Below are 26,224 nucleotides of genomic sequence, written 5' to 3'. Positions count from 1 at the left end.
GATGGCAGAGGCCATGGATTTCAGCTCGCGCGCCCCGAATGCCCTGTCGCTCGGCTTCGTCGAGGACCTCTACGCGGCCTACGTCGCGGACGCGCGCTCCGTCTCAGAAGACTGGCAGCGCTACTTCGCCTCGCTCGGGGACGCTGGCGCACCACCAAGGCTCGGCCCGACCTTTCGCCCGCACAGCGTCTTCAACCCGGGCAACGGCGCGGCGCGCGGCCCGCTCCGGAGAGAGCCCGGCGCTGTGCAGGTCGCAGACGTCAGTGATGCGGTCGTGCGCCAGGACCGCGTCGATCAGCTGATTCGCGCCTACAGAGTCCGCGGGCACATGATCGCGCGGATCGATCCGTTGGGTCTGCCGCGCGCCGATCAGGCCGAGCTCGCCCCGGACTACTACGGGCTCACCGCAGAAGATCTCGACCGCAAGTTCAGCGCCCGGACGATTGCTGACGGTCGGGTGATGACGCTGCGTGAGATCCTCACGCTGCTCCGGAATACCTACTGCCGTTCGATCGGCGTGCAGTTCATGCACATCGACGACCTGGGGGTGAAACACTGGCTTCAGGAGCGCATGGAGGGCTCCCAGAACCATCTGAGCCTCGGCCGCGAGGAGCAGCTACGCATCCTGACCAAGCTCACCGACGCTGTGATGTTCGAGGAGTTCGTCCAGCGGAAGTACCTGGGCGCCAAGAGCTTCTCTCTGCAGGGCTCCGAGAGCCTGATCCCGCTCTTGATGTTCGCGATCGAGCGCGCGAGTGAGCGAGGTGTGGACGAAGTGGTCCTGGGCATGGCCCACCGCGGGCGGCTCAACGTACTCGCGAACATCATGGGCAAGAGTGCGCGGGCGATCTTTCGCGAGTTCGACGACCGCGATCCCGAGCTGTTTCTGGGCAGCGGCGACGTGAAATACCACCTCGGCTACAGCAGCGACTGGCAAGCGGCCAATGGCCGCAAGGTGCATCTCTCCTTGTGTTTCAACCCGAGTCATCTCGAGTATGTGAACCCCGTCGTGCTGGGGCGGGTGCGCGCCAAGCAGGATCGGGGTGGAGACACCGAGCGCGACAAGAAGCTCGGCGTGTTGATCCACGGTGACGCGGCATTTGCAGGCGAGGGCATCATCCAGGAGACGCTGAACCTGAGCCAGCTCGAGGCCTACCGGACCGGGGGCACTCTGCACGTGGTCGTGAACAACCAGATCGGGTTCACGACGCCGCCGACGCAGAGTCGCTCGACCACCTACGCCACGGATGTCGCCAAGATGTTGCAGAGCCCGATCTTCCACGTGAACGGCGAAGACCCGGAGGCAGTGGCTCAGGTCGTGCGGCTGGCGCTGGACTTTCGCAGCGAGTTCCAGCGGGACGTCGTGCTCGACATGTATGCCTACCGCCGCTTGGGGCACAACGAGGGCGACGAGCCCGCATTCACTCAGCCGCTGCTCTACGCTGCCATCAACGAGCGCAAGAGCGTGCGGGACGGGTATCTCGAGCACCTGCTCGCGCTCGGTGGCGTCACACGCGACGAAGCGGATCGCATCGAGGTCGAACGCCGCGAACAGCTCGAGCGCGAGCTGTCGCAGGCGCGCAAGAGCGACTACGTCCGAACCAGCGCCTGGCTCGGCGGTTACTGGCAAGGTTACTCGGGCGGCGCAGAAGAAGACGCTCGCGAGGTCGAGACGGGTGTGCCCCGAGAGAGGCTGGCGGAGCTCGTCGAAGCGCAGGCGGCCGTGCCCGAGGGATTTCATCCCCACAAGAAGATCGAGCGCATGCTCGAGCAGCGTCGTGAGGTCGCGCACGGCAAGCGCCCCCTCGATTGGGGAACCGCGGAGCAGCTAGCGTTCGCGACCCTGGTGACCAGCGGCATGCGTGTTCGCCTGACCGGTCAAGACGCGGAGCGCGGTACGTTCAGTCACCGACACTCGGTGCTGCACGATGTCCTCGACGGTCACACCCACATGCCACTCGGCGCGCTCGCGGCGGATCAAGCGCCGATCGAGATCGTGAACAGCGCGCTCTCCGAGGCGGGTGTGCTCGGCTTCGAGTACGGCTACAGCCTGGATTGGCCGGACGGCTTGGTGCTGTGGGAGGCGCAGTTCGGCGACTTCGTCAACGCCGCCCAGGTGATCATCGATCAGTTCCTGGTCAGCGCCGAGGACAAGTGGAAGCGACTGTCGGGGTTGGTGATGCTCCTGCCGCATGGTTACGAAGGGCAGGGGCCGGAGCATTCGAGCGCACGGCTCGAGCGGTTCCTGGTGCTGGCCGCCGAGGACAACATCCAGATCGCGCAGCCGAGCACGCCCGCCCAGTACTTTCACTTGCTCCGCCGCCAGGTCCTCCGCCCGTGGCGAAAGCCCTTGATCGTGTTCACTCCGAAGAGCTTGCTCAGACACCCCCGCTGCACCAGCTCCCTCGAAGAGTGCGCGACGGGGCGGTTCCGACGTGTGCTCGCTGATCCGGCGGTCGAGCCGGCGGAGGTTCAGCGTGTGCTCCTGTGCAGCGGTCGCATCTATTACGACCTCGTGCAGCGCCGCGAGGAGCTGGCACGACGTGACGTCGCCATCCTGCGCATCGAGCAGTTCTACCCACTCGACGCCGCGATCCTGCGCGACGAGCTCGAGCCCTTCCGCGAAGGGACACCGGTGGTGTGGCTGCAAGACGAGCCCAACAACATGGGCGCGTGGCGCCACTTGCGCGCGCGCTTCGGCGACGGCGTCTTCGGGCGGCACCCGCTCTCGGTGGTGTGTCGGGCGGAGTCCGCGAGCCCGGCCACCGGTTCGCCGAGCGCGCACAAGCTCGAGCAGGCGGAGATCCTCGAAAAGGCGTTCAGCTGAAGCAGAAAGGCGACGAAAGAGATGCTCCTCGAACTGAAGGTCCCAAGCGTCGGCGAGTCGATCACGGAGGTGGTGATCGGCGAGTGGTTGAAGTCCGTGGGAGACCGCGTCCGCCGCGAGGAGATTGTGGTGATGATCGAGACCGACAAGGTCACGGTCGAGTTGCCGGCTCCGGTCGACGGCGTGCTCACCGAGATCCGCGTGGCCAACGGTCAGGCCGCCCGAGTCGGAGACGTGATTGGCACGGTGGAAGAGTCGATGGCTTCGGCCGGCGCGGCACCCGCGCCAGTGCAGGTGGCTCCCCCCGCCTCGCCGCCTCCGGTGGCGGCCACGCCGCACGCGCCGAGCGCGCCGCCGTCGCCCTTTGCGCGAGCCGTCGCCGAGCCCGGCTCGGCCCCACAAAGCGCCCGCGCCGCCAGCGTGCCGCCCGAGGGTTTCGCCCGAGTCATGCCCGCAGCGCGCCGGGTGTTGGCCGAAGGTCACGTCGCCGCCGCGGACGTAACTGCCACCGGTCCGGGCGGACGTATGCTCAAGGAGGACGTGCTGCGTGCGGCTGCGGGCCGAAGCCCCGGGTCGGCACCGGCCTCGGCGGGGGTCGAGGCCCCGCGTCCGGCCGTCGCTGCGTCGTCACCGGCGGCGCATTCACCGCCCGAGCCGACCGCGCTGGTCACGGGAGGCGAGCGCGAGGAAGAGGTCGTCGCCATGACCCCGATGCGTAAGCGCATCGCCGAGCGACTGGTCGAGTCGCTGCAGTCGACCGCGCAGCTGACCACCTTCAACGAGGTCGACATGTCTGCCGTGTTCAACCTCCGCAAGGAGTTGCAGGCGCAATTTCAGGAAAAATACGCGATCAAACTCGGCTTGGTGTCGTTCTTCGTGAAGGCGGCGGTCGAGGCGCTGAAGTTGGTGCCGGAGGTCAACGCCGAGATCCGCGGCACCGACATCGTGTACAAAAACTACTACGACATCGGCGTGGCCGTTGGCGGCGGCAAGGGGCTCGTCGTACCCATCATTCGCAACGTCGAGCGCCTTTCGTTTGCTGAGATCGAGCTCAGCATTGCGGACTATGGCAAGCGCGCGCAGGCGAACAAACTGAAGCTCGAGGAGCTCCAAGGCGGGACGTTCACGATCTCGAACGGAGGCGTCTACGGAAACCTGCTGTCGACGCCCATCATCAACCCGCCGCAGAGCGCCATCCTGGGTCTGCACGCCATCCAGGATCGCGCCGTGGTGCGCGATGGTCAGATCGTCGTGCGACCCATGATGTACGTCGCAGTGAGCTACGATCACCGCATCGTCGACGGTCGCGAGGCCGTCGGTTTCTTGAAGCGCATCAAAGAGTGTGTGGAGCAACCTTCTCGCATCTTGCTCGAGGTTTGACGTGGCAGAAAAAAGACACGACCTGATCGTGATTGGCGCCGGCCCCGGCGGCTACGTCGCGGCGCTCCGGGCGGCGCAGCTGGGGCTCGACGTTGCGTGTATCGAGCGGGAACCCGCGCTAGGCGGAACCTGTCTCCGCATTGGCTGCATCCCGAGCAAAGCGCTGCTCGAGGCCAGCGAACGTTACGCGGAAGCGAAACACGGTCTCGAGGCCTTTGGGGTGAAGCTGACGGGGGTCGAGCTCGATTTGCCGCGCATGCTCCGGAAGAAGGACGACACCGTGCACGCGTTGACCGCGGGGATCGCGGGTCTGTTCAAGAAGAACCGCATCACCCGCTACGCCGGCAACGGCAGCCTGTCGGGCCGAGGCAGAGTTCGGGTCGAGTCGAGCGACGGCGGGGTCGAGCTGCGTGCCGAACACGTGGTGATTGCCACCGGAAGTGTCGTGCAGCCGCTGCCGGGCGTGGAGCTCGACGGCGACGTGATCGGGACGAGCACGGAGGCGCTGTCTTACCCGAAGGTCCCCGAACACCTGGTGGTGATCGGGGCAGGTTTCATCGGCCTCGAGCTCGGAAGCGTGTGGCAGCGGCTGGGAGCCAAGGTGACCGTGCTCGAGTACCTGCCGCGCATCTTGCCCGGCATGGATGCGGAAATCGCCAACGATGCTCTGCGGGTCCTCAAACGCCAAGGGCTCGAGATCCGCACCGGCACGCGGGTGACCGGGGCGCGACGTGAGGGCCGCGGCGCCGTCGTCAGCATCGAAGCGGGTGAACCGATTGTGTGCGACCGTGTGCTCCTGGCCGTCGGGCGCGCACCGAACACCGCCGCACTCGGACTCGACAAGGTCGGCATCGAGCTCGATGCCAGAGGGCGGATCCCGGTCGGGGAAGGCTACGTGACACGGGTCCCCGGCATTTATGCCGTCGGAGACGTGATCGAAGGGCCGATGCTCGCCCACAAGGCCAGCGAAGAGGGGGTGGCGTGTGTCGAGCGTATCGTCACCGGCTATGGGCACGTCAACTACGCGGCCATCCCTGGCGTCTGCTACACACACCCGGAGATCGCCGGGGTCGGCGCCACCGAAGAGGAGCTGATTGCCGAGCGAGTGCTCTACCGGAAGGGGAGCTTTCCCTTCATGGCCAACGGTCGTGCGAAGGCCCTTGGCAGCGTGGATGGGCGCGTGAAGATCCTCGCGCATGCCGAGACCGATCGAGTGCTCGGTGTGCACATCATCGGGGCGCGCGCCGGCGAGCTGATTGCGGAGGCCGTGGCGGCCATCGAGTTCGGCGCGAGCTCCGAGGACCTGGCGCGCACTTGCCACGCCCACCCGACCCTGGCCGAGGCGGTCAAAGAGGCCGCGCTCGCGGTCGATGGGCGCGCGCTCCACATCTGAAGCTCGAGCCCGCTCGTGCGCGGGTTGGCCAACTCGGCGGGTTTCATCTGACGCCTGGTACGGGCTGCCCGCGTCGGCTACGCTCCGGACGATGCAGCGGCGATCTTTCTTGCTCGGGGGCGCCTCGGTCCTGGTCTTGCCGGGTTGTGTGTCGAAGCCGAAAATGGAGCTTCATCACGCCGAGGTGCAGACCGCGAGCCCGATGGGCATTGGCATGACCGTGTACCTGCGCGTCAACAACTCCAACAGCTTCGACGTGCAGGTGCGCAACGTGCGTGTCCAGACCACGCTGCAGGGGCGCTGGACGCTGCCGCCGCTCGTTTACAGTCCAAATCAGTGGTTGCCCGCGGACGGCACGACGATCGTCGCGGCGCCCGTGATCATCCCGTGGGGCATGGTGCCGCCGCTGCTGGGTGAAACGGCCATGAATGCCAACATCGAGTACCGCGTGCGCGGCGAGGCGGACGTCACTGCGATCCGCTCCGTCGGAATCAAGAGCGACAACTACCCCGTCGACGAGACCGGAAAGATCCCCCGCATCGCGGTGCTGCAGGCCGCGCGCTCATCGATGCCATTTCTTCGCTAGTCTCTAGTCTCGACCCGAGCAGTCTTGCGACGCTCAGATCGCGATGGGCATGAGCGGCGAAAACCCACTTGAACTACCGGCGAGGCCGGCGGATGCCTGCTCTGGTCTGGGATGAGTCGCGAATTTCTGGCAGGTCGCGCGCCGGGGGTAACCTCGAAGAAACCCTCTCGCAGCAGTGTTTCCGCTGCGCGAGAGCGCACAAGTCGAGTCTAGTTGTGCGCTTTCGCACAGGGAAAGAACCGACGTGAGCGGGTTTCTGCGATTGCCCCGCGAAAATCGAGTGGTGAAAACGCCCACTCATTTGTCCGCGCTGGGTTGACGCCCGCGCGCGGCTTCGCGATCCTCCGTTTGTCGGCGCGAGGGGTGCTGACAGGGAGGTCGATCATGTTGATCGGGGGAAGTACGCCTTTTGGCGTTTGGAGGTCGCGTTGGGGAATGATCTCGGGGCCACCGGGTTTCAGCTACCAGGGGTCGGCTGTCGCCGAGTCAATCCAATGACGCTGGAACACAACGATACCAAGACGGCGATGGTGGTGATGGAGGCCGGCGCACGCTGGCCCTCGTACTCGAGCGAGCTTGCCGGCCGCGCCTCGAGTGCCGTCGTCGAATCTCAGCCCGCGAGCGAGAGCAGTGAGGAATTCGCGACCCGAGTCGTGGGCCGCCTCGCGCGGCTCGCCGAGCGACAGGTCACACTTCCGGTGGCAATCTTGGCGACCAGCCAACGGATCGACTCCGAAGCTCGCGACGCCCGCTACCAGATCGCCCGCAGCATCCTCAATCAAATGACCGCCCAGGGTTTGGGTGAGCTGGTGATCATGGGGGATGAGCACTTCGGAGACGATGTGCGGCACGAGTTGATGGCATTTGTCGGCGCCCTGTGTGACGGCCTCGCCGGAAGCCCGGTGACAGTGCGGGTTCGGTTTGGAGCTGGGCGCAGTGGAACCCGCGCAATTGGCCTGCCCGGCCATCTGTCGCGGGCCTCGGGCTCTTCCTGAGCTGGCTCTGCCTTCGCGGCAGCTTGTTGGGCACTGCCCGCGAAACGATTGCCGGGGCTGACCCCACGCTGGCTTGACACGCCGCGTCATACTGCCTATGGACCCCTGGTCTGACGCTCCGAGGTGGAGCGCGGTGCGGCCCGCTGTCGAAGCGGAGCCGCCAGGAGGTCCGGTCACCATGGGCAAGAAGGTTGGCGCACGCCGGGTTGCGATCGTCAGTGGGCTGCGCACCCCATTCGTGAAGTCGGGGGGCGCGTTTCGGACGCTGAGCGCACTCGACCTGGGCAAGCTGGTCGTGGCGGAGCTGCTCGAGCGCTCCGAGGTTGCTCCGAGCGCGGTGCAGCAGCTGGTGTACGGCCAGGTCGTCCCGTCGCTGGTTGCACCGAACATTGCGCGCGAGATCGTGCTCGGTACGGGTCTGCCGCGCGACATCGAGGCCTACAGTGTGTCGCGGGCCTGCGCGACCAGTTACCAGTCCACCATCAACGTCGCCGAAGCCATCATGGCCGGGACCATCGACTGCGGTGTCGCGGGTGGCGCGGACAGCGCCAGCGACGTGCCGATCGCCGTCAGCAAACGCCTGGCCGAGGCGCTCATCGCAGCGAGTCGGGCCCGAAGCCTCGGCGAGCGCATCAAGGCGTTTGCCGGGCTCTCGCCCAAAGATCTGGTTCCGGTGCCTCCCGCGCTCACGGAGTATTCGACCGGGCTCACGATGGGCGAGAGCGCCGAGAAGATGGCCAAGGAGAACGGGATCTCCCGCAGCGCCCAGGACGGGCTCGCGCATCGCAGTCACAGCCTGGCCGCGGCAGCGTGGAACGACGGGCGGCTCGAACAAGAGGTGATGCACGTCTTCGTTCCGCCGAAGTTCGAGGTCGTGGCGGAAGACAACCTGGTGCGCAAGGACTCGAGCCTCGAGTCGTACGAGAAGCTGCGGCCGGCCTTCGACCGAAAGCTCGGCACGATCACCGCGGGCAATAGCTCGCCGCTGACCGATGGTGCGAGCGCAGTGCTCCTGATGAGCGAGGAGAAGGCGCGTGCCGGTGGCTTCGACGTACTGGGTTTCATCCGCAGCTATGCGTTTGCTGCGCTCGACCCCGCAGGCCAGATGTTGATGGGCCCGTCCTACGCGACCCCGCTGGCGCTGGATCGCGCCGGGCTCAAGCTGAAGGATCTGGACCTCATCGACATGCACGAGGCCTTCGCGGCGCAGGTGCTGAGCAACACCCAGGCGTTCGAGAGCGACGAGTTCGCCCGGGACAAACTCGGGCGCGGCAAGCGAATCGGGGAGGTCGACTGGGATCGGTTCAACGTGTCCGGCGGCTCGATCAGCATCGGACACCCGTTCGCGGCCACGGGCGCGCGGCAGATCACCCAGAGCCTGAACGAGCTCAGGCGCCGCAAGGGCGCCCTTGCGCTGTGCACTGCGTGTGCGGCCGGCGGGCTCGGCGCGGCGATTGTACTGGAGGCAGAGTGATGGCCAAACGACAGAACGGCAACGGGTCGGGAGAGACACACGTGCTCAGCGTCGAGCAGCGAGCCGACGGCGTCGCCGTGGTGCGCATGGACGTTCCCGGCGAGAGCATGAACACTCTGCAACAGAACTTCGCGGAGGAGTTTGCTCGGGTGTTCGACGAGCTCGAGGCGGCGACCGAGCTGCGCGCGGTCGTCTTCACCAGCGGCAAGCCGGACAGCTTCATCGCCGGAGCGGACATTCGGATGATCAAGCGTGTGCAGTCCAGCGCTGAAGCGGCGGAGCTCTCGCGGACCGGGCAGCGGGCAGTGGCTCGTATCGAAGGCTTTCGGGTTCCGGTCGTGGCAGCCATTCACGGCGCTTGCCTGGGCGGTGGGCTCGAGGTGGCGCTGGCGTGCCACGCTCGGGTGGCGAGCGATGACAAGAAGACCAAGCTCGGGCTGCCGGAGGTGCAGCTAGGGCTGTTGCCGGCGGCGGCGGGCACCCAACGGCTGCCGCGACTCGTGGGAGTGCAAGCCGCGCTGGACCTGATGCTCACGGGCAAACAGGTGGACGCCAGACGCGCCAAGAAGATGGGGCTCGTGGACGACGTCGTGCCGCCGCCGGTGCTGCTCGAGGTCGCCTGCAAACGTGCGCTCGTGCTGGCTGAAGCAGGAAAACCCAAGACCAAGGGGCTCGATCGCCTGAAGTCGTTCTTCAGCAAGGAAGAGCTGACAGAGCTCGCGCTGGCGGAGAACCCGCTGGGGCGCAAGGTTCTGTTCGATCAGGCCAAGAAGCAGCTGCTCGCCAAGACGCGCGGAAACTACCCCTCGCCCGAGCGCATCCTCGAGGTCGTACGCGCCGGGCTCGAAGGGGGCTTCGAAAAAGGCTGTGAGGCAGAAGCCGAGGCGTTTGGTGCCTTGGCGGTGAGCCCCGAGGCGGCTCAGCTCATGAACATCTTCACCGCAACGGTGGAGCTCAAGAAGGATCTCGGGGTCGACGACGAACAGGTGGAGCCGAAGCCAGTGCACAAACTCGGCGTGCTCGGCGCTGGGTTGATGGGGGCGGGCATTGCCTACGTCACCACGCACATCGCCAAGCTACCGGTGCGCCTCAAAGATCGGGACGACAAGGGCCTGGCCGCTGGCATGAGCTACGTCGCCGGCATCCTGGACGCACGCGTCAAACGCAAACGCATGACGCCAATGGAACGCGACGTGCTCCTGGCTCGGGTCACGCCGACGTCGGACTACAGCGGATTCCGCGAGGCGGAGCTGGTGGTCGAGGCCGTGTTCGAAGACCTGGCGCTCAAACACCAGATGCTGAAGGACATCGAACAGCACGGGCATGCAAAGGCCATCTTCGCCTCCAACACCTCGTCGCTGCCCATTGGGAAGATCGCACGCGCAGCGGCGCACCCGGAACGTGTGATCGGCATGCACTACTTCTCGCCGGTGCACAAGATGCCCCTGCTCGAGATCATCGTGACGCCGAAGACCGCGCCGTGGGTCACCGCGACGGCGGTCGCGCTCGGCAAACAGCAGGGCAAGACCGTGATCGTCGTCAACGACGGCGTTGGATTTTACACCTCGCGCATCCTCGCGCCGTACATGAACGAAGCGGCCTGGCTGCTGTCCGAAGGTGTGCCAGTGGAGGAGCTCGACGGCGCGCTGATGGATTTCGGTTATCCCGTCGGTCCGGTCACGCTGCTCGACGAGGTTGGCATCGATGTCGGGGCCAAGGTCGGCAAGATCATGCTCGAGGCATTTGGTGAGCGCATGCTGCCGCCGCCGGGCATGGACAAGCTGGTGGCCGACGAGCGTTTTGGGCGCAAGAACTCCCGCGGGTTCTACCAGTACGGAGGCAAGAAGAAGGGGCCGAAGACCGTCGACGCGAGTGTGTACCGAGTGCTCGGCGTCGAGCCCAAGCCGGGCGCGGTCTCCAAACACGAAATCGCCGAGCGCCTGGCGCTACAGATGGTCAACGAGGCGGCGCTGTGTTTTGGCGAGGGCATCCTGCGTTCGGCACGAGACGGTGACATTGGTGCAATCTTCGGGCTTGGGTTCCCGCCCTTCCGCGGCGGGCCCTTCCGCTACGTCGACAGCGTCGGCGCGCTCGACGTCGTGCGGCGCATGGAGCGCTACGAGAAGGAGCACGGCAAACGCTTCACGCCCGCGCCGGTGTTGGTGGAGATGGCGCAGAGCGGCGCAACCTTCCACGGGGAGCGCGCGCTTTCTCCGGGGGTACTCGAGAGCGCCAAGAAGGCTGGCGCCCGCGTTCGGGTCTGAGCCGGGCGGCTCAGGGCGCCTTGGGCTCGCGCTGCATCTCGCTCTTTGCGCCCGTGGCGCCCCAGGTCAAGAGCTCCGTCTTGTTCGGTTTGCCGATCTCTTCGGACTTGACCACGCCGCTGATGGGGACCGCTGGATGGATCCATACCCATTGGTCGGATGAGGCCTGAGAGGTCTCGACCTTTTGCTGGCGCTTGTAGGCGCCGCGGAAGGTCGCCGCGGGCACGGTCACGTCCTCCTGGCTCACGCCCGCGAGGTTCGGAACGAAGATATCCGACAACGATTTCTTGTAGGCATCAGCGCTCGCTTTCAGCGTTTCGTCTCGTAGCTCGCGCACTTGGTCGTTTGGCATGCGGATGCGCGCGGCCCTGATCTCGAGGCTATTCGGATCACTGCGGCTCTTCAGGCTGACCAAGAGCTGCATCACGGTTCCAGCGTTCGCGGCGCCGCGCACGATCTCGAGCCAGTGTGCGCCCGATTCTTCGCCGACGATCTTGTAGGTGATCTCGGTGACCTGGCCGTCATCCATGCTGATGCGGTACTTCGACCACTGGCCGACAGCGAAGGGGGCGAGCTCCGTCGCGCTCGGGCGCGCGACTTCACCACCTGCGGCCGGCGGCCCCGCTACGCTGGTGCCGGCGGTGCTGCTCGGGCCGGCGCCACCGCCGCTCGGTTTTCCACAGGCAACGAGCAGGCCGACGAGGCTGAGGGTGATCCACGAACGACGCATGCCTGCCTTGTAAATCATGCTTCCCGGCGGCGCCAGCTCGTGAGGGCCAGATTGAGGCGCGTCGCGCGCGTTTCACGCGGTGATAGGCTCCGACGCCGGAGGATACCGCCGTGGATCGGAATGTTTACAGCGAGGAGCACGAGCTGTTTCGTCAGTCGTTCGCAAAATTCGTCGAGCGCGAGGTGGTACCCAATCAGGAGCGCTGGCGGTCACAGGGCATGGTCGATCGGGAGACCTGGAGGAAGGCCGGGGCCGGCGGCTTCCTGTGCCCGTGGCTCGAGGCGGAGCACGGCGGGCCGGGCGGAGATCTGCTGCACTCCTGCATCGTCATCGAGGAGCTCGCGAAGGTCTATGACTCCGGCTTCGCGATGTCTCTGCATTCCGACATCATCGTTCCCTACCTCCACGAGTTCGGCGATGACGCTCAGAAGAAACGCTGGCTCCCGGGCGCTGCGTCCGGCGATCTGGTGACGGCCATTGCCATGACCGAACCGGGAACCGGCAGCGATCTTGCCGCCATCGCCACGACCGCCGTACGCGACGCTGATGACTACGTGATCAACGGGACCAAGACGTTCATCTCCAACGGCATCCTGTGCGACCTGTGCATCGTTGCGGTGAAGACCGACAGCGACCCGAACAACGCCCACCGCGGGATCTCGCTGGTCGTGGTCGAGGCGGACCGACCCGGGTTCGTCAAGGGCAGGAAGCTGGCGAAGATGGGCATGGCCTCGCAGGACACGAGTGAGCTGTCGTTCGAGGACTGCCGCGTCCCGGTTGCAAATCGCCTGAGCGAGGAGGGGGCCGGGTTCATGATGCTGATGCAGAAGCTGGCCCAGGAGCGGCTGGTCGTGGCCCTGGCGGCGCAAGCGAGCGCGGAACAGGTGCTCGAGGACACGCTGGTCTACGTCAAGGAAAGGCGCGCCTTCGGCAAACCCATCGCGAGCTTCCAGAACACCAAGTTCAAGCTGGCGGAGGTAGCGACCAAGGTCGAGGTCGGACGCGTTTTTGCCGATCGCCTCGTGGTCGAACACATGCAGGGAAAATCCTTGGTCAAGGAGTGTTCAATGGCCAAACTCTGGCACACCGACATGGTGGGCGAAGTGGTCGACGAGTGCCTGCAGATGTTTGGCGGCTACGGGTACATGCTCGAGTACCCGATCTCCCGCGCGTACATGGACGCGCGAGTGCAGCGCATCTTCGCGGGCACGAACGAGATCATGAAGGTGATCATCGCGAAGCAGCTGGGGCTCTGAGCAAGGTCCGAAATGTCGGCCGCGTCAGAGCGTGAAGCCGGCGCCGCGCAGCAGAAGCCCGAGGCCGAGAGACAGCGCGTTCGCGACGGCGGAGACGCCCAGGGCTCGGCGCCACGAGAGGCCTACGAACACGAGTGCGTACAGCAGCGCCTCGGAGCCAAACGCCCAGAGCTCGGCCAGCACCAACATCGACCCATAGCGGAGGCCGAGGTCAGGGAACACGAACCACACCGCCGGGTGGCTGAGCACGTTGGCGGCCACGACCGCTCCGAGGCGACGCCGGCGTGACTCGCGAGACGGCAGCAGCCGGGGCGCGATCAGGAGCTCACTGCCGAGGGTGACGGCGAAGGCTCGGACCCAGAGCCCCACGTAAGTCATGTGCCGTGCCTCCTGATCGGCTCGCCTGGCCAGACGTGCAGCATGTCGTTTCACGATAGCCTGCCAAAGCCTTGCCGTAGAGCGGGTTCCGGGTTGGTCGATTCTGCGCCCAAGGGCAGGCGCTCTCCGTTGTCTCACCGGGAAGGTGGCCCCTCCCCCCGTGCGGCGTGGCCCAGAGGTGTGATCCGATGGCAGCGCGCAGGGACGATTCCATGTTGTTTTCCTTGAACGGCCTTCCACGCGCCGAGAAGGAGCGGCTTGCGCGCGAGCTTCGGGAGCATCGCCTGGCCGCGGAGGCCGCGCTCAAGCGCGCCGACGAGCGCTCGAGGGCCAAACGTGCGGTCGAGGCGGAGCGCGCGCTGGAGATCTCCGAGGCCGAACGGGCGGCAGCTCAGCGAAAGCGACAGGAGGAGCTGCGGTCAGCGGCCGTCCGCGCGGCCGAGCTCGAGCGGGCCGAGGTGACCGCGCGCGCGCGCATCGAGGTGCTGGAGAAACAGTACGAACACGAGCGTCGCATGCTGGAGCTGCGGGCCGAGCCCCGCGGGCTCTCCAGCCGGATCGTCCTCGGCGGCCTCTTGATGGCGACCCTGTTCGCGAGCGGTGCGCTGGGTGTCTACTTCGGAAAACTTCGCCCCGATACACTCCGGGTGAAGCGTGCCTATGACGAGCTGGTCTCGGTCGAACGCGCCCGAGCCGAGGAAGCCAAGCGCCTCTTGGCTCGCAGCGAAGCCCGGCGTGCCACGCTCGCCGCCGAGCTCGACGTCGCACGGAGGCGCGTCACCGAGCTCGAGCGCGCGCCCGCCGAACCTCCACCACCCGCGGCAAAGCGACGCCCAGGTTCCGGAGCGGCGCGCTAGAAGCCGCCGCCGCGCCGCGCCGCTCACAGCGAGAGCACCGTCGCTGCGCCCAGCTCTTTCTCACAACCCTCGACGTGAGCGAGCAAACGTTCGACTCGTATGTCCAGGGCGTGCAGCTGTGCCGCTTCCACGAGCGGGGCGAGGGGGTCGTTGGCGAGCGAGTGACCGAGCTGTGCACCAAGCCGATCACCACTCGCCGCGTCGGGGCCCAGCGTGCGAAGGGTTTCGATCGTCGCTCGTCGAAAGCGACAGATGGGGGCGAGGCGTTTCTCCGTGGTTTCGCCGTGGTTGTCTCGCAACGCCGAGAAACCTGCTGCGTTGTCCAAGAAGATGAGTGGCCCGCCGCCCAGCGCGAGCACGTTGCCGCCCGACCAGCGATCGGTGTTGTCGATCAGGAAATCGAACACGACCAGATCACTCCACTCTGGGAGTCGGCCTGCAACGTCGCTCGGCACCTCGTCGGCTGAGCGCAACCCCGTCGTCCAGCCCTTGGGTGGCTCGGCGCTCGTGAGCCGTCCGGAGTGCCAGGCGATCATGGCGCCTGCGACCCTGCCATCGCGCGCCGGCACCTCGTTGCGGAAGCGCTCGATGAATTCCGGAGCTGCAGCGGACGCTTCGAGGTGTTCGATGACGTGCGGGTAACCGAGGGTGCGCCCGACCACGGCCGCCGTCCGCGCAAAACCCACGATGCGATCGAGGTGGTACGCGGCGATCTCCGCGCGATAGTTGGACGCCGAGTGTTTCTGCTCGGGTTTCCACACCGCTCGATTGCCATCGGCAAAACGCACCCGGAATGTGATCGTCGCACCGCCCGGGTTGCGTGTGATTTCGTTGACGGGCGCGGTCGCCATGCGAGTCAGCCAGACAACGTCCTTTGCGGGATCGACGGGACCGGTGAGTCCCGCGTGTTTCTCGGCCGGGCGCGGAGGGCCATCGAGCAGAGCGGCGGGCCTGGGCGGAGAGCGCTCGGGGGCCGGTCGGGCCGGGAGCGGTGCGCTCGCGCTCGGGGCGGCGCTTGGCTGCAGCTGCGCGCTGCGGTCGGCGCGCGCGCTCGGCTCGGGGCTGGCCGAGGCGAGGGCGGTCGGCGCGACGCGGTCGCCTGTCGCGTCCGCCTCGCGCGTCGGCGGAGCCCGCCGCTCGCAGGCGAGCAGCAGGGTCGCGAAGAGAGCCGTCTCCCAGCGCATGGGTCGGTGGATGCTCTGCCGTCACGCGGGGGTTCGCAACCTTCGCCTGCGATTTCCCGCGTCGCGTCCGCGATTGGGGTCCGAGTCGCGGGCGAGTCGGGCCTCGTGACCGGGGGCTTGGTCGGGTAGAGTCCGGCTGACGTGCGACGAATCGCTCGGGTGCTTGCTCTCATGGCAGTTGCCGCGGCGCTGCCGCAGGCGAGCGCACGCGGTGAGCCCGCTGCCGAGCGCATGGCTGCTTCGGTCAGTGTGCCCGCGCCGCCGCCGGTGGTCCTCCCTCCGCGCCGCGTCCCGAGAGTGATCGACGTCGCGCCGACGGGTGAGCGTGTCGCGCTCGACGAACCCGTGGTCGTACGCTTCGATGCGGAGGTCCCCCGCGAGTGGCGGGGTTCGCTCGTGCAGCTTCTGCCCGACCTGCCCGTCGACACTCACTGGCTCGACGACAGCGCGGTGGAGCTCAGACCGAGGCGTTGGCATCAAGGCAAACCGGTTCGAGTCACGGTCTCCGTCCCCGGCACCGAACCCGTCGAGTGGAGCTTCCGCACCCGGGTACCGATGCCCCTCGCGCCGCTCCCAGGGGAGGGGGCGCGACTGATCTTGAGCTTCGATGACGGTCCGAACGATCGACGCCAGGCCGACAGGCTGCTCGACCGTCTGAAGGAGCTCGGCATCCGCGCCCTGTTCTTCCCGTCGGGGCGCTGGACGAAGACCCGTCCCGACTGGGTGAAGCGGGCCTACGAGGAGGGGCACCGCGTCTGCAATCACACTTACAGTCATGTCAATCTGACCGCACCCTGGATGACGGAGGCGCGGATCATCGAGGAAATCAGCCGAGGCGCCGGCGATGGTGAGTGCAAACTCTTCCGGCCACCGCTGATGGGCATCGACAAGAGGGTCGAGCGCGTCGCGAGCGAGCTCGGGTACGAGATCTACCTCTGGGACGTGGACAGCCGGGACTGGGAGGGAACGCCGGCCGAGGACCTGCTCGCCACGGTGCTCGGTCGCGCCCGTCCGAACGCCGTGGTCCTGTTTCACATCCACGCCGACGCGACCTACTCGGTGCTCCCGAGGTTGGCCGAGCTGCTGCGGCAGGCCGGCTACGTGCTGTCCTGGGACCCGGCCGACGCCCCGGCCTCGCGTGTAGGCGATGGTGGGAGGGCTGAATGGGGCGCCCTCGAGGACCGTCCTAATGAAGCGGATGCTCCCATGGCTGACGCGGATCCGTCCGCGCTTGGCCCACCCGGACCTGGGCCTGCTAGACTCCCAGCCCGTACCCCCTGAAGGAAGCTTTTGGGCACCATTTCGTAGCAGTAGAGGGGCGTCCGCAGCCTGCTTTTTCACTGCTTAGGGAACAAGGAGAGACTCGAATCATGCACAAACTCATCGCACCCTTCCTGATCGGCGCGGCCGCCTTTGCGGTGCCCATGCTCGTTCCGTCAACCGCTCACGCCGGGCTCGAGGCGTGTGGCGACATCCACGTCGAGGCCAGCGCCAAGTGCGAGGCCATCGCTACGGGAGGCTGCGACGTCGAGTGCTCGAACCTGAGCTTCGAGGCGTCCTGCCACGCCGAGGGCCAGGCTAGCTGCACCGGCGAGTGCAACGCCTCCGCCAGCGGCGAGTGCACCGGCAAGTGCGACGTCTCCGGTTGCGAAGCCAAGTGCAACGGCGACGAGCTCAAGTTCGATTGTTCCGCCAACTGCACGGCCGGTTGTGATGCCGACTGCAAGGGCACGTGCGAGAGCAAATGTGCGTCCGACGGCAACAAGAGTGAGTGCGAGTCGAAGTGTCAGGGCTCGTGCAAGGCAACCTGCCAGGGCGAGTGCAAGGGCAGCTGTACGGGCGAGTACCCGGACTGCAAGGCCAAGTGCAACGCCAGTTGCTCCGGTCAGTGCAAAGCCAAGGCCAATGTCAACTGCCAGGTCAACTGCCAGAGCAACCTGCAGGCGAGCTGCACTAGCCAGCTCAAGGGCGGTTGCAAGGCCAAGTGTGAGAGCCCCGAGGGCTCGGTGAAGTGCGACGGGGAGTACGTCGACAACAACGGGAACGCTGCAGCGTGCCTCGACGCGCTGACCGCGTGGACTGCTTCGATCAACACCAGCGCGAGCGGCAGTGCGACCTCGAGCTTCAAATGCGATGCCAGCGGCTGCAAGGCTTCGGCCGAGGCCGAGGGTGAAGCCTCGGCGAGCTGCGCCACCTCCCCCGGGCCCCGCGCCGGCGGTGCCGCGTTTGCGTTCGGCGCTTTTGGTCTCCTGGCCGCCTGGGCATTGGGACGGCGCCGCAAGAGCTGACCGCAGCACTTCGCTGAGTCAGTGGGTCGAGGGCGTCGGAAACGGCGCCCTCGCTTTGTTTTGTCGGGCGTCGGAAACGGCGCCCTCGCTTTGTTTTGTCGGGCGTCGGAAACGGCGCCCTCGCTTTGTTTTGTCCGGCGTCGGAGCGAGCTTCAGCCCTTCTTTTCCGGCTTCTCGCAGCGGATGGAGCCTTCTGCGTTGCACGCCGTCCCGCTCTTGCACTCCTCATCGACCACGAACTTGCCGCCCTTGCACATCACGATGCTGCCCTTGTCCAGGTTGCAGGCGTGTTTGCCTTCCATCTCGGTCGTGCACGGATCCTGATCGCGGGCATACGACATGTCACACGACAGCTTGCCGGCCTCGGACTTGCAGCCGTTTGGTCCGAGGCACTGAAACTCCATCGTCATCTTGCCGGCGCGGCAGCTCAGGTACTGTTTGCCGTCGACGCTGCAGGCCTTCGTCAGATCTGCCTCTCGGCAGGCGTCGCCCGGCTCGGCGACGGAGAGATCACAGAGGGGCCGCCCCTCTTGGGTTTCGCAGCCCCTGGGACCGCGGCAGGTCGTGGCAGCGAACTTCCCCCCGCTGCACACGATCTTGGTCTTGGCGTCGATGCACCCCGAAGCGCCTTCTTCATCCGTAGAGCAGATGTCGCCCGGTTGGTTGCCGGTGATGTCACACGAGACGCCGGTCGGTGTCAGCCCGCAGCCCCTCGGCCCCTTGCACGGCGCCTGGATGTAGCTGCCTTTCTGGCACACGAGCTGACTCTGTTTGTCCACACACTTTGCTTCCCCCCGGTCGCACGAGCCTCCGGGGGCGGGTTTGCAGGCCGCGAGCGCGCAGAGGGCGAAGAGCGAGAGAGTGATGGCAAGGCGCATGTCGGGCGGCAGTCTAGCGGCGGGACCTCACGGGGCGAAAGGCTCGCTTGACGAAAACCGACCGTGACGTTACGTCACCCGACCCAGCGTTCGTGGGCTCGAACCTCGAGCCCCAGAGGAGGGTATCCCAATGGGTCTTCATATCGGCAGCATTGCACCGGACTTCGAGGCCAATTCCACGGAAGGCCCAGTCAAATTCCACGACTGGATCGGCAGCCAGTGGGCCATCCTCTTTTCACACCCGAAGGACTTCACGCCGGTCTGCACGACCGAGCTCGGCCGTGCGGCGAACCTGAAGGCAGAGTTCGACAAACGCAACGTGAAGATGATCGCGGTCAGCGTCGACGGGGTCGAAGACCACAAGAAGTGGATCGGCGACATCGAGGAGACGCAAAGCACCAAGATGAACTTCCCCATCTTGGGGGACTCCGAGCGGAAGATCGCCAAGCTCTACGACATGATTCACGCGGAGGCGAGTGACACACTCACGGTGCGTTCGGTGTTCATCATCGACGGCAACAAGAAGATCCGCGCGATGATCACCTACCCTGCGAGCACCGGCCGTAACTTCAGCGAGATCCTGCGGGTCATCGACTCGCTGCAGCTGACGGACAACCACAAGGTGGCGACTCCCGTCGACTGGAAAGACGGCGAAGACTGCGTCATCGTGCCGAGCCTCACCGATCCGGAAGAGATGAAAAAGCGCTTCCCCAAGGGTTGGAAAGAGATCCGCGCCTACCTGCGCACGACGCCGCAACCGAACAAGTGATTCTGCGCTGACGAAGCGGGGTGCGTGCCCCGCTTTGCGCCTCTCCGGTCAGCGCCGCACGCTGCGCACTGTGGAGTCTTCCGCACGTGCACAGCGGCGCGCCGCCCGGGTCAGCTCCTCGGCGCGCTCGTGCGCGACGGCCACCAGATATTGGTGGCGCCGGGTCACGCGTGGGTCACTCGTGACTCCCAGGGCCGAAACGTATCGAGTGGCCAACCGCAGCTGGGCGTGGGTCTCGCTGAGCTTGGCGCTGACACAGCGGGCGCGCACTGGGTCGTTCTTGTCGCGGGCCTCGCGTAGCTCGAGCCGGACCGCGACCACTCCCTGCTGGATCTCGCGGATCAATGCGCCGGGCCTGGCCCGTACGGGCTGGCTGCGGGCTGCCGAGTCGGGCGAGAGGCCGAGCACCGCAGTCAGTGCGAAGAGCGCCGCGAGATGTCTGCGAAAAACCTGGCTGCCAACCGCGTCCGTCATGGGTTCCGCTTGTGAGATGCCAGCCTCCAGCCGGCCATTCACGAGCCATGGACCCGCAACGCGGCGCCTCAGCTGTGAGAGGCGACGTCGACGCAGACTTTTCCAAAATGGGCGCCGCGCGCCATGTGTTCGAGCGCACGTGGCACCTCGTCGAAGGCGAACACTCGGTCGACCACGGGTCGAAGCTCGTTCTGAATCGCCGCGCGCACCAGTGCCTCGAAGGACTCCCGGTGCCCGACGATGATGCCCTGCAGTCGGATGTTCTGCATCAAGATGCCGAGCAGGTTCAGCTCCGTGGCGCCACCGCCGAGGTTGCCGATGATGCTGACGGTTCCACCGGGCCGCACCGCCTTCAGTGACTGCGCGAACGTTGCGGCTCCGCCAACCTCGAGCACGTGATCCACTCCGCGTCCGTTCGTCAGTTCGCGCGCGGTCTTGCCCCACTCGGGGTTGCGGCGGTAGTTGATGACATGGTCGGCACCAAGCTCCTTGGCGCGATCCAACTTTTCATCGCTCGAGCTGGTGATGATCACACGCGCGCCCAGCAGCGTCGCAATCTGCAGCCCGAAGATTGAGAGCCCGCCGGTGCCAAGTGCGAGCAGTGTGTCCCCGGCCGTGAGCCCAGCGTGGGTCACCAACGCACTCCACGCGGTGACACCAGCGCAGGGCAGACACGCAGCCTCGACGTCCGACAGGCCATCGGGGATTTTCACCAGGGCCTCGGCGTCGATCTTCATGAGCTCGGTCAGCGTGCCGTCGAGTGGCCCGCCCAGCGTGGTCTTGAGTTTTTCCCGTGCGGGTTCGCCGGCCAGCCAGCCTGTGGCAAAGATGGGACAGACGCGGTCGCCCAGCGCGACCCGGGTGACCTGAGCGCCCACTGCGACGACCGTGCCCACGCCATCAGAGGCTGGAATCAGCGGCAGCGCCTGACGAGGATTGTAGGTTCCCCGCACCATCAACAGATCGCGGTAGTTGAGTGACACCGCGCTCATCTTGAGCACGACCTCCCCGGGTCCCGGCTCGGGATCGGGCCGCTCCTCGATGCGAAGGTTCTCGACGCCGAAACCACCCGTGACAACGACGGCCTTCATCGCCGACGACCTTACGCCATCGGCGCGGCGCAGGTCATCCTCGACCCGACCCGTCGGGATTCCCGCTGCGACGCCAGCGTAGCGCGACTAAGCTTCCGGCGCGTGTCTCGGTCCGGGATTTCCTCGCTGCTTCCGCGTTGGCTCGCCGCCGCGCCGAGCCCCGCTCTGCTCCTCGCGTTCCTCGGTCTCTGCGCGGTGGGCGTCGGCGCGTGTCCCGCGGCGCGCCCTGGGATCGAGGCGCCGCTCGAGCGGGGTGGTGTGCGCGTCGAACGGATCGGCCGTTCGGGCGTGCCGTTTGGTCCGCGGGTCCAGGGGCTTCGGGGCGACTACCTGATGAGCAACGGGGTCATGTCCCTGATCGTCAGAGCACGGCGCGAAGGTCCGGACAATCTGGCCGGCACGCTGGTCGACGCAACCTCCTCGACCTGGCTCGACGATCAGCTGAACGGGCTCGGGCTCGTCATCGAGGTCGATGGCATCGAGACCCCGACGCTGGCACGCCGCGTCGAGGTAGACCCTTCCGGGCCTCTGCCACGGCTGCGCATCGTGCGCGAGACTCGCGACCGCACGCTCATCGCCACGTCGACCATCGAGCTCCGGAAAGGAGAGCGCTGGGCCGAAGTGAGCACGCGCGTCGAGAACAAGGACAAGCGCGAGCGCGGCGTGCGGGTTGGCGATCGCTTGGCCTGGTACGGGGCGGAGCCTTTTGCGCCGGGGTTCGGCTTCGTTGGAGAGGTCCTCTCCGGTGTCGTCCCGTGGTTTGCTCACCCCGGTCAGCGTCAATCGTACGCGCTCGCGTTTCCGGACGGGCCGGTGACGGTGAGCTTCTCGCGACGCGACATGGGCGGGGACGAACAGCTGGCCATGGGGCGACTCACGAAGCTTGCTCCGGGAGCAGTCCTCGTGCACCGCCGCCGGCTGGTGGTCGCGCAAGGCCCACTCGAAGTGGTCGCCGAGCACGCCTGGCGTGCGCAGGGGGCTCAGGTGGGTTTTGTGGTCGGTGAGCTCGAGCCCGCGCCGTCGTGGGCCATGCTCGAGCTGCGTGACGCGGCCGGGCGCGTTGTCTCGACCGCTCGCGTGAATGGGGCCCACTTCGCGCTGCCAGCGCCGGCCGGCACGTATCAGGTGGCGCTTCGGGTGGCAGGCGGAAGCGACCGGCAGCAAGTCGAGGTCAGGGCCGGAGCATCGTCGCGTGCGCTCATGATCGTGCCGACCGCAGCCAACATCCACTTCCGCGTCGTGGACCAAGACGGAGAAGCTTGTCCCGCGCGGCTTGTCGTGCGCGGGATCCCTCCAACGACGAACCCCGATCTCGGCCCGTATCACTCCGCGAGCGGCGCTGCCAACGTCGCCTGTACCGCGACGGGCATCGGAGCCCTCACCTTGCCGCCGGGCCGTTATGCGGTGCTCGCGACGCGCGGTCCCGAATACGACGTTCACGAGGAGACACTCGACGTGACCGCGGCCGAGGGCGCAACGCTTCGCGCGACGCTACCGCGCGTGGTCGACACCAGCGGCTGGGTTGCCGCGGATCTTCACCTGCACGCCGACCCGAGCGGGGACTCCGACGTCTCGCTGCCGGATCGGGTGACCGCGCTGCTGGCCGAGGGAGTCGAGCTCGCAGTGGCGACCGACCACAATCACGTCACGGACTACGCGCCGGCCGTCCGAGGGCTCGACGCCGGGGCGCGGATTTCCACGCTCCCTGGCGTCGAGGTCACCACCAGCCGCTGGGGTCACTTCAATGCCTACCCGTATCCTTCGGCCACAGCGCTCCCCTCGGCTTTCGAGGCCACGCCGCGGGAGCTCTTGCCCTGGATCCGCGGCGCGGTGCCTGGAGTGCTGATCCAGGTCAACCATCCGCGCATGGGGGACATCGGCTACTTCAATCAGGTGCGACTGGATGCAAACGGTGCCTCTCCCGACAAAGACGCCTCGCTCGACTTCGATCTGATCGAGGTCTGGAACGGCTTCGACCTGGCGAAGCTCGACACACTCGACCAGATGCTCGCCGAGTGGATGCACTTGATCGCCAGGGGCCATCGCCGAACGGCGGTCGGTAACTCGGACTCACACCGCATCGCGTACCAGTGGGCCGGTTATCCTCGCACGTACATCCGCACCGACGACTCGCGGGTCGGTGCCATCGACTGGTCGAGTGTGGCGTCCGCGCTCCGCGCCGGGCGTGTCATCGTGACGAGTGGCCCGTTCATCGACCTCGAGGTAGCGGGTGAGCCACCGGGTGCGCTGGTGAAGGCAAACGCAGGTAGCGTGGAGATCGCGTTCGAGGTGCGGTCGCCGCCCTGGATGCCGATCGATCACGCCGAGATTTGGCTCGACGGTGCGCTGTGGCGGACGCTCGACCGTGGCCAGTTGGCGCGTCCAGCGGGCCCCGATGGCCGGGTGCGACTCGCTTTCACCAGCAGTGTACCGATCCAGAAGGATGCCTTCTTGCTCGTGATCGTACGGGGAGCATCCACGCTGCACCGCGTGCTTCCGGGGACCAACGTGGTTCCGGTCGCGTTCACCAACCCGGTGTTGATTGACGCCGACGGCGACGGAAGTTTCGCGCCCACGCCAGTCACGCCGCCCACGCCCGCACCGGACTGAGCTCAGGCCTCGATGCGAGCGAGGATCGCGTACGCTTGCCGCCAACCCGGCAGTCGCGAAGCGATTCGCTCGTGGAGCCAGTTGCGCAATGGCTCGCGCTCGCTCGCGCTCGGATGCTCGTGGGCGGCGAGCGCTGCGAAGAGCGCACCCATGTGCTGAGGCGGCGCTTCACTCGCGAGTCTGAGGAACGCGATCAGATTGCCTTCGGTCGATTCGCGGAGCGCTCGCCCGAGGGCGGCCTTTGCATGTCGGCGCCAGACCCGCGGTGCGAGCCTGGGGTGATCGAGCCAGAGCTGCGCCGGGGCTTCGGGCAGCACGTTCGCGAGCAGGTCGAGCAATGAGGCGTCTTCGGGCGGGTCCTGGGCGCAGCGCTCCCACGCTTCGCTGCTGAGCAGCGGGACCAATCGGGCGCGGCTCGTTTTGGAGATCTCGATGGCGCGGAGTGCGAGCTCGGCGGGCGCCGAGCGGAACAGCACACAGCCGGCATCCGTGCTCGGGCAGAGCACGCTGCCCTCGAGGTCAGGGCAATCCGCTCGCTCCCAGGCTGAAAAGAGCGAGGTGCCAAGGGCATGCGCGTTGGTCTCACCGCGCGCTCGCCACAGGGTCAGGAGCACGTCGGCGTGGGCTGCCGACAGTTGCACGGCTTCCCATCGGAGCTCGCCGGAGTGGACGCCATCGAGCAGCACGCCAGGCAGCTCGAGCGGGTGGGGTGCTCCCACGGCGACGCTCCCGAGCGTTCGGCGGAGGCGGTCGATCAACGCATAGGCGCCGCCGACCCACGCTGCCCCTTCGCTGAGCGCGCGCTCTACCGCCGTGTGTATTTCCGCGTACACACTGGCCAGCCCGGCTGGAATGCCTTGCCCGCGCCAAGGCGAGAGCAGCTTTTCATGCTCGGACGCGCGGGCTCCCAGCGCCTCGCTGACGGCGAGGGCCGCGAGGTAAAACGCGCCGCGCTCGAACAGCGAACCGAGCCGTGGTGGGTGCTCGATGCGCGGAACGGGCGCGCCATCGCGCAGCCGAAGCCAGAGGTCACTCGCCGAATCCCACAGGTCTTCCAGCTGCTCGTGGTTCAGCTCGGCTCCGGCGAGCAGAGCCAGCCCCGCGGCTCGAAACGTGGTCTCGATGGCCACCGCGTAGGCCGGACTCTCCGCCGCTTCGAGCTCGACGACATCGCCGAGCAGGGTCGTGTCGCGGGCGCCGAGTCGCTCGCTCAGTCGCTTTGCAACACGCGCGGCGGCGTGCGGCATCAGCAGCGCCTCGCCCCACTCGAATGGTGATCCGTCGAGCAGGCTTCGCTCCGCCTCCAGCTCGACAGCTCGGGTGAGCCAGCGCGGGCCCGGCTCCAGGCGCTGATCACGAGTCGGGCGCAAGAGTCCGGCCGTGGACAGCGAGCGCACGATGCGGAACGCGCCGGGTGACAGCTTGCGCGCGGCGCGTTCGACGTCGGTGGGACGGATCGTCGAATCGATGCGAGGTAGCGAGACTCGTAGCCACTCCACGTCGACGCCGCTCTTGTGCTCTTCCGGCACCAGCGCGGTCCACTCTTCGAGCGTGCGTGCGCTGCCAAACGGCAGCACGTCGTCGGTGAGCGCGCGGCGCGCCATCGCAATCAGGACGTCGACGGCGTGCTTGCGTTGCCACGCCACGTCGCGGGCTTGCAAACCGAACCCTTCATCGAAGCGACGACGTACACTCTGACGAGCCAGCTCGAGCACGGTCTTGCCGCGCGACTCCTTCGGACCGAGTTCGTCGAGTGCGCCGCACAACCCGACGACCGCACCCAGTCCGTCGGCCTCTCCGGTCTGTGCGGGACCGGCCGTGAGCCAATCGAACAGCGTCGTTTCGTCGAGCCAAGAGTCCTTTGGCATGCGCTCCAAGATCCAGCGCACGAGCGCGGGCAGGTACGTCTCGAGTGGGGGCGACTGAACGATGTGCCAACCGACGCAGGGGGATGGCGGGACTGCGCAGGCGACACAGACGCGAGGATCCGCTGGTGGCTCGACTTGGATTTCGGTGAGCGAGGTGATCTCGACGAACCGCGGTGCTTCGGCTTCGAGGGCAACACTGAGCTCGTCTACGCTTCCGGCGCACACGAACTGGGCGAGTGCGCGGGCTCGCAGCCAGTGGCCGACCAGGCTCCTCCCGGAGCCACTCGGCGCTACCCACCACGTTCGCTCCCAGAGCAGCGGGTCTGAAACCTCCACCGGTATCCCGGGCGGAAGGCCCTCCGTGCCGAGGTCGAAAGTGCGCGCGAGCCGCAGGTCGTTCCAGCGGAGCTTCTGGCTGGAGCCTTCGGGGTCCGTCGGCGGCGCCGACAGGTGAAGCTCCCGGACTGAACATTGGAGCATCCTCGCCAGCAGGGCCTGAACGTCCGGCCGATCCGACAGCCAGTCGAGCTCCAGGTCACGATCGAGCTTGCTCAAGAGCGCGCCCAGCGAGCGCTCCTGGATCTTTGTGTCCGACGGCCAGGCAGCGTCCGCCAGGAGCGCCCGCGAGAGCTGACCAAAAGTCCGGAATCGGCCTCCGGATGTGATCATTAGATCTCTGATCCAACCCATAGTTAGCCCAACTGTGTCGATGGAGTCGGAAAGTGCAGCATTATCGCATGATGTATGCATCATGCAAAAAACTGCGTCTAGACTCTAGAAGATGAGCGAAATGTGCGAGCTATCATGGCGCCTCAGCCGCTAGGCCCGGGGCCTGCCCGGCCCTAACGAGAGCTAGGCTAAGTGTTGAATCAGCGATTAGCATTCCTGTTAGACACGAAAAGAAACTATGTAACGCGAGGTT

Annotated in this window: 20 protein-coding genes; 13 read left to right on the top strand and 7 right to left on the bottom strand. The window is 66.6% G+C overall.

Annotation, left to right across the window (positions count from 1 at the left end):
• Window positions 1–13 precede the first annotated feature (13 nt).
• The 7 genes from IPI67_29065 (at window position 14) to fadJ (ending at window position 10,919) form a co-directional block, all read left to right on the top strand.
• Window positions 14–2,827 (top strand): 2-oxoglutarate dehydrogenase E1 component, encoded by a 2,814-nt coding sequence (locus tag IPI67_29065; GenBank protein ID MBK7584240.1) that lies wholly within the window; start codon window positions 14–16, stop codon window positions 2,825–2,827.
• A 21-nt stretch (window positions 2,828–2,848) separates the two neighbouring features.
• A complete protein-coding gene (gene odhB / locus IPI67_29060; GenBank protein MBK7584239.1) occupies window positions 2,849–4,207 on the top strand; it encodes a 2-oxoglutarate dehydrogenase complex dihydrolipoyllysine-residue succinyltransferase in 1,359 nt (452 codons plus the stop codon).
• A 1-nt stretch (window position 4,208) separates the two neighbouring features.
• Entirely contained in the window at window positions 4,209–5,600 is a 1,392-nt protein-coding gene (gene lpdA / locus IPI67_29055) for a dihydrolipoyl dehydrogenase (protein ID MBK7584238.1), read from the top strand.
• Window positions 5,601–5,691: 91 nt separating this feature from the next.
• Complete coding sequence (locus IPI67_29050; GenBank protein MBK7584237.1) at window positions 5,692–6,186, top strand: LEA type 2 family protein; 495 nt, start codon at window positions 5,692–5,694, stop codon at window positions 6,184–6,186.
• A 494-nt stretch (window positions 6,187–6,680) separates the two neighbouring features.
• Window positions 6,681–7,181, top strand: coding sequence for a hypothetical protein (locus IPI67_29045; protein MBK7584236.1), 501 nt, complete (start codon window positions 6,681–6,683; stop codon window positions 7,179–7,181).
• A gap of 178 nt (window positions 7,182–7,359) precedes the next feature.
• Complete coding sequence (fadI, locus tag IPI67_29040) at window positions 7,360–8,655, top strand: acetyl-CoA C-acyltransferase FadI (GenBank protein ID MBK7584235.1); 1,296 nt, start codon at window positions 7,360–7,362, stop codon at window positions 8,653–8,655.
• The gene (gene fadJ, locus IPI67_29035; GenBank protein ID MBK7584234.1) at window positions 8,655–10,919 is read left to right on the top strand and encodes a fatty acid oxidation complex subunit alpha FadJ; all 2,265 of its coding nucleotides are present in this window, start codon (window positions 8,655–8,657) and stop codon (window positions 10,917–10,919) included. Before fadI ends, fadJ begins: the two co-directional genes overlap by 1 nt.
• A 10-nt stretch (window positions 10,920–10,929) precedes the next feature.
• On the opposite strand, the gene IPI67_29030 is transcribed toward fadJ, so the two are convergent.
• Window positions 10,930–11,649 carry a hypothetical protein gene (locus IPI67_29030; GenBank protein MBK7584233.1) on the bottom strand — a complete coding sequence of 240 codons (720 nt, stop codon included), beginning with the start codon at window positions 11,647–11,649 and terminating at the stop codon, window positions 10,930–10,932.
• 110 nt (window positions 11,650–11,759) lie between these two features.
• Between IPI67_29030 and IPI67_29025 the strand changes: the two genes are divergently transcribed.
• Window positions 11,760–12,905, top strand: a complete 1,146-nt coding sequence (locus tag IPI67_29025) for an acyl-CoA dehydrogenase family protein (protein MBK7584232.1) — start codon at window positions 11,760–11,762, stop codon at window positions 12,903–12,905.
• 24 nt (window positions 12,906–12,929) lie between these two features.
• On the opposite strand, the gene IPI67_29020 is transcribed toward IPI67_29025, so the two are convergent.
• The gene (locus IPI67_29020) at window positions 12,930–13,283 is read right to left on the bottom strand and encodes a hypothetical protein (protein MBK7584231.1); all 354 of its coding nucleotides are present in this window, start codon (window positions 13,281–13,283) and stop codon (window positions 12,930–12,932) included.
• A gap of 188 nt (window positions 13,284–13,471) precedes the next feature.
• Between IPI67_29020 and IPI67_29015 the strand changes: the two genes are divergently transcribed.
• The gene (locus IPI67_29015) at window positions 13,472–14,140 is read left to right on the top strand and encodes a hypothetical protein (protein ID MBK7584230.1); all 669 of its coding nucleotides are present in this window, start codon (window positions 13,472–13,474) and stop codon (window positions 14,138–14,140) included.
• A 23-nt stretch (window positions 14,141–14,163) separates the two neighbouring features.
• On the opposite strand, the gene IPI67_29010 is transcribed toward IPI67_29015, so the two are convergent.
• The gene (locus tag IPI67_29010) at window positions 14,164–15,324 is read right to left on the bottom strand and encodes a hypothetical protein (protein ID MBK7584229.1); all 1,161 of its coding nucleotides are present in this window, start codon (window positions 15,322–15,324) and stop codon (window positions 14,164–14,166) included.
• A gap of 141 nt (window positions 15,325–15,465) precedes the next feature.
• On the opposite strand from IPI67_29010, the gene IPI67_29005 reads away from it, so the two are divergent.
• Both IPI67_29005 and IPI67_29000 read left to right on the top strand, forming a co-directional pair.
• Window positions 15,466–16,605 carry a polysaccharide deacetylase family protein gene (locus IPI67_29005; protein MBK7584228.1) on the top strand — a complete coding sequence of 380 codons (1,140 nt, stop codon included), beginning with the start codon at window positions 15,466–15,468 and terminating at the stop codon, window positions 16,603–16,605.
• An 89-nt stretch (window positions 16,606–16,694) separates the two neighbouring features.
• Window positions 16,695–17,612: a hypothetical protein gene (locus IPI67_29000; GenBank protein ID MBK7584227.1), complete on the top strand. Its 918-nt coding sequence runs from the start codon at window positions 16,695–16,697 to the stop codon at window positions 17,610–17,612.
• Window positions 17,613–17,764: 152 nt separating this feature from the next.
• On the opposite strand, the gene IPI67_28995 is transcribed toward IPI67_29000, so the two are convergent.
• Window positions 17,765–18,490, bottom strand: coding sequence for a DUF1962 domain-containing protein (locus tag IPI67_28995; GenBank protein MBK7584226.1), 726 nt, complete (start codon window positions 18,488–18,490; stop codon window positions 17,765–17,767).
• Window positions 18,491–18,620: 130 nt separating this feature from the next.
• On the opposite strand from IPI67_28995, the gene IPI67_28990 reads away from it, so the two are divergent.
• Window positions 18,621–19,259 (top strand): peroxiredoxin, encoded by a 639-nt coding sequence (locus IPI67_28990; protein ID MBK7584225.1) that lies wholly within the window; start codon window positions 18,621–18,623, stop codon window positions 19,257–19,259.
• A 48-nt stretch (window positions 19,260–19,307) separates the two neighbouring features.
• Here IPI67_28990 and IPI67_28985 read toward each other — a convergent pair whose 3' ends face one another.
• A complete protein-coding gene (locus IPI67_28985; protein MBK7584224.1) occupies window positions 19,308–19,733 on the bottom strand; it encodes a hypothetical protein in 426 nt (141 codons plus the stop codon).
• A gap of 68 nt (window positions 19,734–19,801) precedes the next feature.
• Window positions 19,802–20,824 (bottom strand): NAD(P)-dependent alcohol dehydrogenase, encoded by a 1,023-nt coding sequence (locus tag IPI67_28980; GenBank protein ID MBK7584223.1) that lies wholly within the window; start codon window positions 20,822–20,824, stop codon window positions 19,802–19,804.
• A gap of 102 nt (window positions 20,825–20,926) precedes the next feature.
• On the opposite strand from IPI67_28980, the gene IPI67_28975 reads away from it, so the two are divergent.
• Window positions 20,927–23,434 carry a PHP domain-containing protein gene (locus IPI67_28975; GenBank protein MBK7584222.1) on the top strand — a complete coding sequence of 836 codons (2,508 nt, stop codon included), beginning with the start codon at window positions 20,927–20,929 and terminating at the stop codon, window positions 23,432–23,434.
• Window positions 23,435–23,436: 2 nt separating this feature from the next.
• On the opposite strand, the gene IPI67_28970 is transcribed toward IPI67_28975, so the two are convergent.
• Window positions 23,437–25,971 carry a hypothetical protein gene (locus IPI67_28970; protein MBK7584221.1) on the bottom strand — a complete coding sequence of 845 codons (2,535 nt, stop codon included), beginning with the start codon at window positions 25,969–25,971 and terminating at the stop codon, window positions 23,437–23,439.
• Window positions 25,972–26,224 lie beyond the last annotated feature (253 nt).

This window comes from Myxococcales bacterium (genome assembly GCA_016706225.1).
Lineage (GTDB): Bacteria > Myxococcota_A > Polyangia > Polyangiales > Polyangiaceae > JADJKB01.
The sequence above is the reverse complement of the archived record's forward strand: the minus strand, read 5'-3'. Positions and strand labels throughout refer to the sequence as shown.